The following is a 14327-nucleotide window of genomic DNA, read 5'->3' on the forward strand; positions in this document are numbered from 1 at the left end:
TCTTGACGACCCGCACCGACTCCGGGTGGCGCAGGATCAGGATGTCGGCCCCCGCGGTGAGCAGATCGGTGGCGGTCACCGTCTCCCACAGGATGCCGCGGGTCTTCACGTTGCCGAAGCTCGGCTCGTCCGCCTCCGGGATGCCCGCTTCCTTGGTCTTCCAGCAGTACTTGCCGATGTCGCAGATGAGCGGCGACTGCATCTTCTCGTCGCCCTGCTTGAGGCCCGTGAGACGGTCGCGCTCCATGACCGAGTAGCTGTACTCGATGCCGTACCCCAGGGCGCCGGTGGAGGGGTCCATGAGAATCTTGTTCATGGGGACGCCCAGGTTGTTCAGCAGGATGTTGAGCTGCTTGGCCATGTTGACGTCGATGGGCGTCTGTGCCACCACGGTGTGGCCGTAGCCGATGGCCGCTCCGCCGATCTTCTTGTAGTTCTCCTCCACCGCCGGTCCGATCACCAGGTTCATGCCTTCGCACAGCTCGGCCACCCTGGCCAGGGTCTCGGCATCCTTCTCGCCGTTCTCGCAGCCCCAGACGATGAGGGGCACGGGGATGGCCTCGGCCACCTTCTTGGCCAGGGCAGCGGCCTCGGCGGCGCTGGTATTGAGGCCGTTGGGGTCGGTGCTGGCGAGCTGGAGGCAGATCAGGTCGGCGCCGTACTGGTCCAGGCACTTCTTTGCCCACGCCACCGGGTCGTTGAGGACGTCGGCAAAGGGGGCCCTGGCGTTCTCCGCCCAGGTCTCGGTCACTTCTGCCCGGTCGTAGACTTCCATGGCCACCAGGGGACGGTTGGGAAACTGCCCCTCGAAGTTGCACAGGGGCATGGCGTTCTGGCCGCCCACCTTCTTGGCCTTGGCGCCCGTGCCGAGGGCCACCTCCACAATTTTTCCGGAGTAGGAGTCTTTCGGGAACTCAAATGCCATGGTTCACGCTCCTTTCGTCCCTCGGCACGCGGCCTCGGACAGGTGTGATGTGCTGGCCTTCAGGCCGGCTCCTCCCTCGGTAGGTATCTCTCCAAAATTTCAACCACGGCCTCGTAGGCCGCGGAGTCCTCGGGAAGCTGAAACGTGGGCCTGCCCTCCAGGTCGAAGGCGGTCACGTTGGGGTCCGCCGGGACGACCCCTGCCAGTTCCAGTCCCAGCCGCTCGAGCTCCCGGCGGGTCGGGTCCTCGAGGGCGCCCCCCACCCGATTGACGATCACGGCGAGGCGTCCGATGCCGAGCTTGAGCTCACCGATCAGGTCCCGGATCCGCCCCGCCGCCTGAATGCCCCGTACCGACGCATCCGTAACGGCAAAGACGAGGTCCATGTTGTGGGTCGTGCGGCGGGAGAGGTGCTCCATGCCCGCTTCGTTGTCGAGGACGACGTAGGCGTAGTTGTCGGCCATCTCGTCCACGTACTTCTTGCACAGGGTATTGGCGTAGCAGTAGCACCCGGGCCCCTCGGGGCGGCCCATGACGATGAGGTCGAAGCCGTCGGCCTCGATCAGGCACTCCTGGGTGCGGTAGTTGATGTAGGCGTCCTTGGTCATCCCCTGGGGCACGCTGCCCAGGTTCTCCCGGATCTGCCCGATGGTCTGGTGGACGGAGAGGCCGAGGACCTCATTGAGGTTCATGTTGGCGTCGGCGTCCACGGCCAGGACCCGCCCCTGCCGCCGGGTCACCAGGCGCCGCAGGATGAGTCCGGCGACAGTCGTCTTGCCCGTGCCCCCTTTGCCCGCGACGGCGATATGGAACCCCATGGTCACCCCTCCCCGCCGGGAGCCGGCACCGACGGGCGGCGCAGGGCCTCGAGGCGGCGGGCCTGCTGGGGGAAATCCTCCATCCGCGTGTGGGGGAGAAAGAGCGCCGCCACGTACTCCTCCATGTAGATGGGAGAGGCCGAGAGCTCGATGTTCGTGATCATGGTGGCGATGGACTCCGCCTCCTCGATCTTGTCCCGATACAGGGTGGCGAGCGTGCACCCAGCCAGGCTCGTGTTCCCGCCATAGCGCACGATCTCGGGGTTCACCTCGGGGAGCAGCCCGATGGCCATGGCCTTCTCGACGTCGATGTACTGTCCGAACCCCCCGGCGATGATGATCTTCTCCACGTCCGAGAGCGACAGCCCCACGCTCTTGAGGAGCACCGAGCACGCGGCGTAGATGGACGCCTTGGTACGGATGAGGTTGTCCATGTCCGGCTCGGTAATCACGATGTCCTGGTCGAGCTGGCTCTGCTCCTCCCAGCACAGAACGTACTCCCAGCCCGTCTCTCCCTCCCGCAGCCGCGGCGTGCGTGGCGCCAGCTCTCCGTTGAACTTCCCGTTCTGGGAGATGAGCCCGACTTCCAAGAACTCGGAGAGGCAGTCGATCATGCCGGAGCCGCAGACGCCCTTGGGCTTGGTCTGCCCGATCGTCAGGAGCATCGGCTCGAAGTCCGCCGGATTGACGCGCACCTGCTCGATGGCGCCGAAGGTGGCCCGCATCCCGAACTTGACGCCCCCTCCCTCGAAGGCAGGTCCGGCCGAGGCCGAGGCCGAGACCATCCAGTCCTGGTTGCCGATCACGATCTCCCCGTTGGTGCCCACGTCCATGAAGAGGGTGAGCTCCGGGTTGAGGTGGATCCCCGTGGCGAGAACCCCGGCCGTGATGTCGCCCCCCACGTAGGAGGCCACGCAGGGCATGGCGTACCCCATCACGTGCTCCGGCAACCGGATCCCCAGGTCGCCCACCCGAAAGGGGGGGAAGAAGTTCGCCGCCGGCACGTAGGGGGCCTCCCGGATGTACTTGGGGTTCAAGGCCAGGAACAGCTGCGTCATGGTGGTGTTGCCGCCCAACACAACGTGGGAGATCTCCTCCGGGGCCGCCTGGGCCTTCTCCAGAACCTCCTGGACCACCCCGTTGATCGTCTTGACCACCCGCTTTTGCAGGGCGTCCAAACCTCCGGGCTTGAGGGCCGCCACGATGCGGGTGATGACGTCCTCGCCCATGGAGACCTGGGAGTTGTAGTCGCCCGCCCGGGCCACTTCCGTCCCCTCGTTCACGTCCAGGAGTGCGGCGTGGATCGTCGTCGTTCCGATGTCGATGGCCAGGGCGAAGACGCGAGACCGCGTGTCACCGGGCTCCACCCGCAGGAGGCGGTGGCTGCCCTGGGTGTGCATCACGGTGGCCGTGGTCTTCCACGCCCCTTCCCGAAGAGTCGAAGACAGGGTGCGCAGCACGGGGTAATCGGCCCCGATGCGCGCGATGCCGTGGTCGCGCTTGAGCACCTGCCCGAGCCGCCCCATGTCCGAGACGTTGCTCTCCTCGGTGGGCGGCGAGAGCTCGCAGTACACCTTCGTGACCGCGGGGTCCGGCTTCTCGCCCGCGAATTCCGCACCCAGGCGGGCGGCGGAGAGCACGTGCTCGACGGTGGCGCGCGTGACCTTGCGAGCCAGCACCGCCTTCTCATAGCGCGACTCCACCGGGACCTCGACCACCAGGTCCCCGAGGATCTCCGTCTGGCAGGCCAGCCGGTAGCCGTCGTCCCACTCGCCGGCAGAGAGCTTGGAGGAAGGTTGGGTGCGGTGCTCTCCCTCCGGGATCCTCACCTTGCACTTGCCGCACGTCCCCGCACCCCCGCAGGAGGCGTTGACGTGAACGCCGGCGACCATCGCGACCCGGAGAAGGTTCTCCGCCTCGCGGTAGACGTCGATGGTCACGTCGTCGGGCAGGAAACGGACCGAGTGCCGCTTCTGGGGCAAGACGTCTCCCGGGAAAAGGGACGGGTGGGGAGGGCACGCCCTCCCCACCCAAACCGCAATGGAATGAACCGCCTAGAAGAGGCCCTTGATCTGCCCGTTCTCGTCGAGGTCGACGTACCTGTATGCCGGATCGGCGGAGAGGCCGGGCATGGTGCGCATCTCACCGAGCAAGGGATAGAGGAACCCCGCACCGAGGCTCGCGCGGATGTCGCGGATCGGCACGCGGAAGCCACGCGGGCGGCCCTTGAGGGTAAGGTCGTGGCTCAAGGAGAGGTGAGTCTTGGCCATACACAGGGGCAGCTTGCTGTAGCCCATCTTGGTGAACTGGGCGATCTTCTCCTCCGCAGCGGGCAGGTAGTCCACACCGTCGGCCCCGTAGATCTCCTTGGCGATGATCTCGATCTTCTGCTTGATCGACCAGTCGTCGGGGTAGAGGAACTTGAAGTTGCTCGGGCGGTCGCACGCCTTCACGACTTCCTGGGCCGCCTCGGTCGCGCCGGCACCGCCGTGCATCCACACCTCGATCGGCACCGAGGCGCTGGCGCCGGTCTCCTCGGCTCGCTTCTGGATGATCTTGATCTCGTCGTCCCGGTCGCCGGCGAACCGGTTGATCGTATTGACGACGTTGACTCCGAACTTCTTCATGTTCTCGATGTGCTTCTCGAGGTTCTCGATCCCCTTCTCCAGGTAGGCGTAGTGCTCCTTCTTGAGCTCCTCGGCAAGCTGCTTGGGGGTGTACTTCGAGATCTCGGCGTAGGGCATGCCGTGCATCTTGAGAGCGCGCACCGTGCAGGTGATCACCACGCAGTGGGGCTTGAACCCGCCGTAACGGCAGGTGATGTTCATGAACTTCTCTGCGCCCATGTCGGCGGCAAAGCCCGACTCGGTCACCACGTAGTCGCCGAGCTTCAAGCCCACCCGGTCGGCGATGATGGAGTTGTTGCCGTGGGCGATGTTGGCGAAGGGGCCCGCGTGCACCAGGGCCGGGTTGCCCTCGAGGGACTGGATCAGGTTGGGCTTGAGGGCGTCCTTCATCAGCACGGTCATGGCGCCGGCAACCTGGAGGTCCTCGGCGGTAACGGGCTTGCCGTCGTAGGTGTAGCCCAGCAAGATGCGGCCCATGCGCGCGCGCAGATCCTTGAGGTCGGTGGCCAGCGCCAGGATGGCCATGACCTCCGAGGCCACCGCGATGTCGAATCCGGTCTCCCGAGGCACCCCGTTGCCCTTGCCGCCGAGACCCACCACGATCTCCCGCAGGCAGCGGTCGTTCAGGTCAACCACGCGGCGCCACTGAACCGAGTGCGGATCGATCTTGAGAGGATTGCCCAGGAGCAGCGAGGTGTCGAGGGCGGCGGAGCAGAGGTTGTGGGCGATGGAGACCGCGTGGATGTCGCCCGTGAAGTGGAGGTTCAAGTCCTCCATCGGGACGATCTGGGAGTAGCCGCCGCCGGCCGCCCCGCCCTTGATGCCGAAGACCGGCCCGAGGCTCGGCTCCCGCAGGCAGAGCATCGAGTTCTTGCCGATGTGGTTGAGGCCCTCGTTGAGGCCGATGGACGTAACGGTCTTGCCCTCGCCCAGGGGGGTGGGGGTGCACGCCGTGACGTCGATCAGTTTGGCGTCGGGCTTGTTGGCCAGTCGCGTGAGGAGCGCCTCGTAGTCGATCTTGGCCTTATAGTTGCCGTAGTACTCGAGCTCGGATTCCAGGATGCCCGCCTTCTCGGCGATCTCCCGGACGTGCTTCATCTTGTGGGACTGGGCGATCTCGAGATCCGAGGGGACGTGCTTGGGCTTGAGCTTGGCCATGGTCCTCCCTCCATCGGGCCTTTCGGCCTCAGCAAGTGGCCCGCGCCGGAAGTGCGCGGCTTCCTTCAAGAAGTCGATTTGGCAGGCGCCCCCCCGGGGCACCGAAGCCTTCACCCGGGGTGCGGCTGGCACGGAAGGCAAAGGAGCCCGTCCTCAGGCGGGCCGGACACCGCCACGGGCACCGAAGGCGCGGCAGGGATCGGGCGAGACAAACGGACGACCACCGTGGACGGGAGTCACCTGGCCCCGAGCCTTCCCCGCAAACCCAAGCGATCGCTGTGCAGCGCCCGCCGTGCAGCCGTTCCCCAACGGCATGCGGCGTTGCAGCAGCTCCATCGGCCCGTCCCCCCGTCCGGCGCGATCCGTCGAACCGCCGTTTCGCTCGGCCGAAAAGCGTGGCAAGAATACTGAGCCCCTTTTTGGGATGTCAAGGGCTTTTTCCCGGTAGATTTCGAGACAATTGGCGCATGCGCCCGGGCCCTGCCTCCGCCGGATCAAACGCCTCTCCCCGCTCGCCGCTGCCGGTTGCGCGACGGCCCTCTCAGAATCGATACCCCACCCCCACGTACAGGCTGTTCTCGTCGAAGAGGTGGAGCTCTCCGGAAAAGAACACGTGGGGATTCACGAAGTAGTCCACCCCGCCGAAGACCCCGACGAGGTCGTCGGCCTCGTAGTCTCCCAGGCCCTGGTTGCCGTCGTAGCGGGCGTACGAGACCCGCACGCCGCCGTACGGAAAGAAGTAGGCCACCCGCCGAGCCGCTCCCACCTCGCGCACGAGGTAGGTGGCCACGTGATATACCTGGTGACGTACCCGCTTGGATCCGTCGGTGCTGCGCAGGTACTCGCCCTGGAGGTCCAGGACGAGCCGGAAGGCACTCTCCGGGAAGTGCAGCAGGCCCAACCGCACCCCGGCCCCGAAGGTCTCTCCCAGGGAGCCGCGAAAGTTGGCCCGATCGAACCGCAGGTCTCCGAGACCCACCGTGCCGTAGAGGTCGAGGCCCTCGGCCACCCCGAACTGCCCACGCAGCAGCGCACGGCGCGCGGCCACGTCGTCGTCGCGCCCGTTTCGCACGTCGCGCTCACCATAGCCGAGCGCCACGGAGCCGGCGAACCCCCCGGGGCCCAGGGGCGACGCAAGCCCCCCCGTCTGGGCGGCGTGTCCCGCACCCGCCAGCAACACGGCGGCAGCCAGGCACATCAACCGGAGCTTCATCCCCATCCTCCGTTCCGAGAGACCTGCCGGCCGCCGTGGCCGGCCCCCGTGACGCGGGGCAGCACAGCGGTGATGTACCACAACCGGGCGGTCCGTCCAAGCCCTCTCCTCCGCCTTGATTTTGCCCAATGCTGTGGTGTAGGGTGACCGCCCCTCGTGTCCGATGGACCGCCGACGCCCCCCGGAGTGAAACCCGATGCTCGCGCAGATCCGCAGAAACGTCCGGCACCCGTACATCCAGGTGCTCCTGGGACTCATCATCCTGGTCTTCATCCTCTTCTTCGGGTGGGGCATGGAGTCCCAGAAGCCGACCTACGTGGCCAAGGTCAACGGCGACACCATCGACTACCGCTCGTACCAGGAGGCGTACAACGGGCTCGTTAGCCTGTACCAGGAGGCCTTCCGGGGCGATCTCACCGGCGACCGCATCCGCGAGCTCGGGCTGGGTCGGCGCGCGGTAGACCAGTTGGTCGATCGGACCCTGCTGACCCAGGAAGCCGGACGCCGCCGGCTCAAGGTGACGGAGTCCGAGCTTCAGGCCGCCATCGCGGGGGTTCCCGTGTTTCAGGAAGGCGGGGCCTTTCGCAAGGAAACGTACCTGCGGGTGCTCGACGCCAACCGCCTTTCTCCCCTGGAGTACGAGACCGCCAAGCGCCGCGAGCTCCTCCTCCAGAAGGTGGAGGCGGCCATCCGGGCGGAGGCGGCGGTCTCGGAGGCCGACGTGGAGCAGGAGTTCCGGGATCGAAACACCCGGATCACCCTGGAGCACGTGGCGGTGGACCCGGAGCTCCTGGAGGCGGGGATCCGGCCCGACCCGAGCCAGCTGGAGGAGTTCTACGGCGCCGAGGCCGAGTCCTTCCGGGTCCCGGAAAAGCGGGCAGCCCGGTACCTGCTCTTTCGCCCGGAGGACTACGAGGCTTCGGTGCCCGTGACCCGCCAGGAGGCGGAAGACGAGTATCGCTGGCGGGCGGCGGAGTTCGCGGTCGCCGAGGCGGTGCGGGCGCGCCACCTCCTCTTGCAGGTGGAGCCGGGGGCCGGCCCCGAAGACGAAGCCCGGATCAGGGACCGGGCCGAAGCGCTCCGCCGGGAGGTGCTCGCCGGAGCTTCGTTCGCGCAACTGGCGCAGCGGCACTCGGAAGACCCCGGATCCAAGGAGCAGGGGGGCGACCTGGGTTTCTTCGAGCGGGGCCTCATGGTACCGGCCTTCGAGGAGGCGGCGTTCTCGTTGGAGCCGCTGTCGGTGAGCGAGCCCGTGCGAAGCCCCTTCGGCTACCACTTGATCTGGGTGGAAGAACGACGGCCGGCGCGCCAGGCGCCCTTCGAGGAAGTCGAAGAAACACTCACCGCGGACATCCGCCGGCGCAAGGCATTGGAAGAGGCCTATGCGGCCGCCGACAACCTCCTCATGGATCTGGAGGACCGCAAGACGACCTGGGACGCCCTCCGGGCCGCCCAGCCGGTGCGGCGCACGGAGGCCCTCGCCCGGGACACGCTTCCTGCCGACGTGGGTCGACCCGCGGAGTTCGTGGCGGCGCTCTTCGCGCTGGGCCCCGACCGCCCCGGGGTGCTCCTGGAGACGCCCGCCGGCACCTACCTGCTGGCCGTCGAGTCGGTGGAGCCCTCCGCCGTCCCGCCCCTGGACGCGGTGCGCGAGCAGGTGGCAGCCCGATTCCGCAAGGCCGAGGCGCGACGGATGGCACAGGCCCGCGCCAAGGAGTTCTTGGCCGCCGCTGCCGACAAGGGTTGGGATGCCGGCGTCAAGTCCTTCGGGCTGGCCCCCCAGCAGACCGAAGCGTTTGCACGAAAGGGCGGGGCCGTCCCCGGCCTGGGTTGGGCCCCGGCCCTGAAGGAAGCGGCGTTTGCCGTGACCGAGGTGGGCGGCCTCGCGGCCGAGCCCCACGAGGTTAACGGCAAGTTCTACGCCTTCCGGGTGGCGGCCCGCACCGAGCCCGACCTCGCCCAACTCGCCACGGACCGGGAGAGGCTGCGGGCCGAACTCCTTCCCGGAAAGCAGGAGGAGTACCTGCAAACCTATCTCGATACCCTGCGGTCCCGGGCAAAGATCGAGATCAACGACGCCCTGCTCTTCTAACCCGGGTCCCGCCGTCGCGACCGGAGTTGGGGTCGATTGCGATCCCGATCCCGATTTCAGTCGCGATGTGGAGTGGATGCGGTGGGTACCGGACGGGGGGGGCTCGCCCCTGGGCCGGCCGCGCTCCCGCGAGGTGTCAGCTCTGTGCCGGCGCGCACTCCCAGACCACGACCGCATCCGCGGCCCGCGCCGCCGAACCCGGCTCCGGCGGCCCCGTGTGGAGCAGGTTCCACAACCCCTCCACGGCGGACTGAGCCGGCGAACTGCCGGCGCCGTGGAAGCGCGGCACCCTCCCCTCCCGGCAGCCATCCGGAAACCACTGGAGTACGCTCGCCACCCCCAGGGTCCCCGCCGAGAGGAGGGCACCGAGCTTCTCTCGGGGTGCGCCTCCCCCCTGCTCTGCCCAGGGAATGGTCCTCAGTGCGTGGAGGTTCCCCACCAGCGCCACCACCCGGTCGTAGCGTCCCGAGTCCAGGGCGCTGGCGATCCGCCGGGCCATGGCCCCATCCCGGGCCTCGAGGTCGCGGGCACTTGCGTCCACGGCGGCCACCGAGACTCCCCGATCCCCGAGCCTGCCCAGGCGCGCCAGGAGCTCGCGATAGGAGGGGCCGTCGATGACGGGGAACTGCGGGCTGTCGGCACCCCCCAGGGCCGCCCCCAGGTCCGCCCCCCGGTCCCACGGGATCTCCAAGGCCACCAGGACCCGTTCGCCCCGGTCCGCCAGGGCCTCGGCCAGTCGGGCGAAGAGCGCGTGGCTGCCCGGCTCTCGATGGCGTTCCCCCACCAGGATGACCCGGGCGGCTTGGTGGCGGGCCAACACCGCCTCCGCCACGCAGGCCACGGGGTCCGCGCTCCAACAGGGCCGCACGGCGGCGAGCAGGAGCGCCGCGACGAGACAGGGGCGACACCGGAAGGGATACCCGTCCATGGGCGAAGGTCGGCTCCATCCGGGTGGGCCGCGCGGAAGGCGCGTCCCGTCCCCTACCGGATCGGCAGACCCGCCCCCGGACCTGAGTTGCCCATGACCTTCGGTCACCCCGAGGGATGAAAGACCCCCCGTTCACCCTCACCCCAGGCCCCTCTCCCATCGCGGGAGAGGAGATTCAGGGAGAGGGATCTTCTGGATAGGGTGTGCCGGAAGGCGAGAGACCTTTCGGAGGCTCAGCTGCCCCGGGTGAGGTACTCGAGCGCCAGGAGGGGAAGCGCCCGGTAGGCGCGGCGCAGGGCGTCCTGCTCTCCGGGCGCCTTCTCCTGCCAAAGCGAGCTGCGCAGGGGAAGGTCGCTCACGTAGGTGAGGGCTGCTGCGGACATTCCGTAACCGGACGAACCTGCGTAGAAGGCCGAGAGCTCCATCTCGAGGGCATCGAAGCCCTGCCGCCGCAGCTCCAGGAGGTTTTCCCGGGACTCCGCGGCGATGCTCCCCACGGTGAACACCCGGCCTTCCCGAGCCCGAAATCCTTGCGACGCGAGGAACGCTCCCAGGTCCTCCCCGAAGCCTCCCGGGCGGGGTACCCGCCGGGCGGAGCGCACCACCTCGCGGAAGGGGCGGCCCACATACCGGGTGTATCCCTCCCCGTCGGCAGCCTCGGCGGCCAGGAAGAACTCCCCGATGGCGAGGTCGTCCGCCAGCCCACCCACCGCGCCGGCGAAGAGGACGCGCCGGGCCGGGGTGAGGGACAAGAATCCCAGGCAGTCGCCCACCCGGGAGGGCCCTACGCCCGTGGCGAGCACGGTCACCCTGCGTCCCCCGAAGGTTCCGGTGAAGCCCTTGTAGAAGAAGGGAGGCGACAGCTCCCGGACCTCCGGCTCCGCGTGCCGCCGAAAAGCCTTCAGGGGCACGAAGGGCGTGAGGACTACGTCTGCGGCCACCTCCTCGGGACGGCACCCGAAGACCACGCCCACCACCGCTTCGGGATCTCCCAGGGCGGGCCGCTGCGCGGCCGATTGCGGCGGGGCGCCGGACGCCGGTCCGGTCACTCCTCCTCCTCGAGGCCCAGGCGCTTGACCTGGTAGCGCAGGGTGCCCCGGTCCATGGACAGGAGCCGCGCCGCCTGGGCCTTGTTCCCGCCGGCCAGTCGCAGGGCCTCGCGGATCAGGTGCCGCCCCAGCTGGTCGAGCACCTCTTCGTAGGAGATTCCCCGAAGGATCTCCGGTTCCTGGGGCAGCCACACCGCCTCCTTGCGGGCCCCGCGCCCCTTGAGGATCTCGGGGGGCAGGTGCTCGGGCGCGATCCACTCGGCGTCTTCGAGGATGAGGATCCGCTCGATGGTGTTCTTGAGCTCGCGGACGTTTCCGGGCCAGGGATACTCCAGCAGGAGCCCTTCGGCCTCCCGAGTGAAGCCCTGCACCGCCTTGTGGAACCGGCGGTTGGACTCCTGGATGAAGTGCTGGGCCAGGGGCAGGATGTCGGCGCGGCGCTCGCGCAGGGGGGGCAGCGGGATGCTGATGATCTTCAGGCGGTAATACAGGTCCTCCCGAAACGTGCCGGTCCGGAGCTTTTCCTCGATATCCTGATTGGTGGCCGCCACGACCCGCACGTCCACCGGCATCTGCTCGAGCCCTCCCACGCGCCGTATCGTCCGCTCCTCCAGGACCCGGAGCAGCTTGGCTTGCAGCTGCACGTCCATGTCCCCGACCTCGTCGAGAAACAGGGTCCCTCCCTGGGCCTTCTCGATCAGACCGATCTTGCGTGCCTTGGCGTCGGTAAACGCCCCCTTCTCGTAGCCGAAGAGCTCGCTCTCCAGGAGGTTGCTCGGGATGGCCGCGCAGTTGATCCCCACGAACTGCCGGTCCGCCCGGCTGCTCTCCGCGTGGATGGCCCGCGCGATCATCTCCTTGCCGGTCCCGCTCTCCCCCTGGATCAACACGGTCACGGCGGGATTCTGGGCAATCTTGCGGACCATGGAGAACACCTTCTCCATGGAGGGGTCCTTGCCCACGATGTTCTGGATCCCGAAGGGTCCCAGGGCCTCCTCCCGCAGCTCCCTCACCTCGCGCTTCAGGTGCCCGGCGTCCAGGGCAAGCCGCACGATCACCTCGATCTCCCGCGACTTGAAGGGCTTGTTCACGTAGTCGTAGGCCCCCAGGCGCATGGCCCCCACCGCGGTCTCCACGCTGCCATAGGCGGTCATCATGATCACCAGCACGTCGGGCTGGGCGGCCTTGAACTCCTGGAGCAGGTCGATCCCCGAGGCGTCGGGGAGCCGCAGGTCGAGGAGCACCAGTGCAAACTCGCCCGGAGCGAAGAGCCGGCGCGCCTCGGCGCCGCTGGCCGCCGCGCTCACCTCGTACCCCTTCTGCGAAAGCACCTGCCCCAACGACTTGCGGATGAGGGCTTCGTCGTCGACGATCAGGATGCGGTCGGCCATCTATGCCTCCTCCGGCGCCGGCAGGGCGGGCAGGTCCACCGTAAAGCGCGCGCCCCGCCCCGGCCGCGACTGCAAGTCGATGCGCCCCCCGTGCTGTTCTGCGATGCTGTGCGCGATGGACAGGCCCAGACCCGTGCCCTCGTTCTTGGTCGTGAAGAAGGGGTTGAAGGCCTGGGCCGCGGTCTCTTCGTCCATTCCGGGCCCCGTGTCCTCCACGCCGACCCGGACCCAGGGGTGTGCCTTGCCCGGCAGCGCCTCGGCCCACACGCGGATCTCTCCGCCGGCGGGCACCGCCTCCAGCGCATTGATGGCCAGGTTGAGGAAGAGCTGCTTGAGCTTCTCCGGGTCCCCCTGCAATTTGGGGTTGTCCCGCAGCTCCAGCCGAAAGTCGACCCCCTTCTTCCTGCACTGCTCCCCGAAGGTCCGGTGCCACTCCAGGGCCTTGGCCACCCGCATGGGGCGAAACGCGGGTGGCTGGGGACGCGCGAAGTCCAAGAGCCCCCGGATCAGCGTCTCGAGCCGGTCGATCTCTCGGTTGATGTCTTCCAGGAGTGCGCGCCCTTCCGGGCTCAGTCCGGCCTCCTCCCTCAGGATGTCCAGACTGATGGCCACCCCGGTCAGGGGGTTTCGGATCTCGTGGGCGATGCCGGCGGCGAGCTGGCCGATGGAGGCCAGGCGCGACATCCGCTGCACCCGCTCGTTGAGCCGGCGGCGGTCGGTCAGGTCCTGAAGGATCAGGGTGGCCCCCGGACGGTTGGCAAGGGGGAAGGCGCTGACCCGCAGATAGCGGCCTTCCTCCCCGCCGGCGGCATGCCCGGGCGCCGCGACCTCGATGCTCTCCCCCGAACCCTCGTCCGCCAAGACCCGGCTCACCTCCTCGTGCACCGCCGGAACGTTCAGGTAACGCTCCAGGGGATTGCCCTCCGGCGCCTCCGCCACCCCCAGGAATCGACGCGCCGCACGGTTCATCAGGGTCACATGCCGGCCCCGGTCGAGGGCCACGACGCCGTTGGGGGTACCGTCGAGGATTTGATCCCGCAGGTCCCTTTCGTCTCGAATCTCCTGAAGAAACCGCCGCGCCTCGATGGCCTTGGCAGCCTGGGCGGCAAACAGCCCCAGGATCTCTTCGTGGGTGGGGGTGAAGCCCAGCTCCCCCCGCCCCTCGACCGCGAGGACGCCCAGGACGCGGGCCTCACTCACGAGGGGCACGGCGAGCTGGCTGCGCCGGGAGGCGTAGGCCCCGGCCTCGCGCCCTGCGCTGCGATCCGAAACCCGCAGAGCACGCCCCCCTCGCGCCACCCACCCCGCAATGCCGTAGCCCAGGGGGATGCGCTCCCTTCCCGGCGCAGGCGCCTCACCGCTCCAGGCCTGAAGGGCGAGTTGCCCCTCGTCTTCCCGGTCGATGAGGTAGAGGGTCCCCCCCTGGGCGCCCGTCAGGTGCATGGCCTCTTCCACCACCATCCGGAGCAGGTCGCCCAGCTCTCCCCCGGCCGTCATCTGGCGGCTGACCCGTTGGAGAGCCAGGAGCTGCTGGATTTTTGCCAGATTCCCTTCCAGAAGCTCCCGGTTGCGAAGAACGAGTGCGAAATGGCCGGCCGCCACAGCGAGTGCCGCCATGGCGTCGCCCAGGCCTCCCCGGCCGCCCCTCGCCCGGTATCCCTCCAAGACGCCCAGCGCCCGATCCGGCGCCGACAGGGGCGCGAGGACCCGAAGGCCTCCGGGCCCCGGAGGAAGACCCTGGGACCGGAGCTCCTCCTCGGTCCAGCTCCGCCCCTGTGCCCACACCAGGAGCCGATCCCCGTGGGCTGCGCGCAGCACGACCGAATCCACCGAGCCCGCAGTCCCCCCCGGCTCCGGCCGCGCCCCCGCGCGGGCGGCCGTCTCGAGGCCGCCGTTGGGCCCGAGCAGGTGCAGCACAGCCCCATCGTAGCCCAGGCCCCGGACCACGAGCTCCAGGCCGCGCACGAGGATCTCGGACTGCTCCGCGGGCGCGCTGGCCAAGGAGACGATGTTCCGGAGGGTCGCGAGCGACTTCCTCCCCGGCGCGGCCCGGGACGGCGTGGAAGGCATGGGAGCTCCGGCCAAACACAGGGAGCGGTGAAATTTGAATCTACCACGGGGGCCGA

Annotated in this window: 10 protein-coding genes; 1 reads left to right on the plus strand and 9 read right to left on the minus strand. The window is 68.6% G+C overall.

The annotated features are described in order from the left end of the window. From AB1578_07420 to AB1578_07440, 5 genes are all read right to left on the minus strand, one after another. Positions 1-925, minus strand: a 925-nt coding sequence (locus tag AB1578_07420; protein ID MEW6487727.1) for an acetyl-CoA decarbonylase/synthase complex subunit delta, incomplete at its 3' end; no start/stop codon positions are given. Positions 926-984: 59 nt separating this feature from the next. Beyond that, positions 985-1743 carry an AAA family ATPase gene (locus AB1578_07425; protein MEW6487728.1) on the minus strand — a complete coding sequence of 253 codons (759 nt, stop codon included), beginning with the start codon at positions 1741-1743 and terminating at the stop codon, positions 985-987. A 2-nt stretch (positions 1744-1745) separates the two neighbouring features. Then, positions 1746-3725 (minus strand): ASKHA domain-containing protein, encoded by a 1980-nt coding sequence (locus AB1578_07430; protein ID MEW6487729.1) that lies wholly within the window; start codon positions 3723-3725, stop codon positions 1746-1748. 72 nt (positions 3726-3797) lie between these two features. Further along, complete coding sequence (locus AB1578_07435; GenBank protein ID MEW6487730.1) at positions 3798-5528, minus strand: formate--tetrahydrofolate ligase; 1731 nt, start codon at positions 5526-5528, stop codon at positions 3798-3800. 541 nt (positions 5529-6069) lie between these two features. Further along, positions 6070-6741 (minus strand): hypothetical protein, encoded by a 672-nt coding sequence (locus tag AB1578_07440; protein ID MEW6487731.1) that lies wholly within the window; start codon positions 6739-6741, stop codon positions 6070-6072. Between the two features lie 196 nt (positions 6742-6937). Between AB1578_07440 and AB1578_07445 the strand changes: the two genes are divergently transcribed. Beyond that, positions 6938-8833, plus strand: a complete 1896-nt coding sequence (locus tag AB1578_07445; GenBank protein ID MEW6487732.1) for a SurA N-terminal domain-containing protein — start codon at positions 6938-6940, stop codon at positions 8831-8833. A gap of 136 nt (positions 8834-8969) precedes the next feature. Here the strand turns inward: AB1578_07445 and AB1578_07450 are convergent, their stop codons facing one another. From AB1578_07450 to AB1578_07465, 4 genes are all read right to left on the minus strand, one after another. Beyond that, the gene (locus tag AB1578_07450) at positions 8970-9761 is read right to left on the minus strand and encodes a hypothetical protein (protein ID MEW6487733.1); all 792 of its coding nucleotides are present in this window, start codon (positions 9759-9761) and stop codon (positions 8970-8972) included. A gap of 233 nt (positions 9762-9994) precedes the next feature. Next, complete coding sequence (locus tag AB1578_07455) at positions 9995-10810, minus strand: hypothetical protein (protein ID MEW6487734.1); 816 nt, start codon at positions 10808-10810, stop codon at positions 9995-9997. Next, positions 10807-12201 (minus strand): sigma-54 dependent transcriptional regulator, encoded by a 1395-nt coding sequence (locus AB1578_07460; GenBank protein MEW6487735.1) that lies wholly within the window; start codon positions 12199-12201, stop codon positions 10807-10809. Before AB1578_07460 ends, AB1578_07455 begins: the two co-directional genes overlap by 4 nt. Then, positions 12202-14271: an ATP-binding protein gene (locus tag AB1578_07465; protein MEW6487736.1), complete on the minus strand. Its 2070-nt coding sequence runs from the start codon at positions 14269-14271 to the stop codon at positions 12202-12204. Positions 14272-14327 lie beyond the last annotated feature (56 nt).

The sequence above is a fragment of the Thermodesulfobacteriota bacterium genome (assembly GCA_040756475.1).
Lineage (GTDB): Bacteria > Desulfobacterota > Deferrisomatia > Deferrisomatales > JACRMM01 > JBFLZB01.

Excerpts from the sequence above, each read along its gene's own strand:
- AB1578_07425 (MEW6487728.1), bottom strand. The coding sequence starts at position 1,743 with ATGGGGTTCCATATCGCCGTCGCGGGCAAAGGGGGCACGGGCAAGACG.
- AB1578_07435 (MEW6487730.1), bottom strand. The coding sequence starts at position 5,528 with ATGGCCAAGCTCAAGCCCAAGCACGTCCCCTCGGATCTCGAGATCGCC.
- AB1578_07440 (MEW6487731.1), bottom strand. The coding sequence starts at position 6,741 with ATGAAGCTCCGGTTGATGTGCCTGGCTGCCGCCGTGTTGCTGGCGGGT.
- AB1578_07445 (MEW6487732.1), top strand. The coding sequence starts at position 6,938 with ATGCTCGCGCAGATCCGCAGAAACGTCCGGCACCCGTACATCCAGGTG.
- AB1578_07450 (MEW6487733.1), bottom strand. The coding sequence starts at position 9,761 with ATGGACGGGTATCCCTTCCGGTGTCGCCCCTGTCTCGTCGCGGCGCTC.
- AB1578_07460 (MEW6487735.1), bottom strand. The coding sequence starts at position 12,201 with ATGGCCGACCGCATCCTGATCGTCGACGACGAAGCCCTCATCCGCAAG.
- AB1578_07465 (MEW6487736.1), bottom strand. The coding sequence starts at position 14,271 with ATGCCTTCCACGCCGTCCCGGGCCGCGCCGGGGAGGAAGTCGCTCGCG.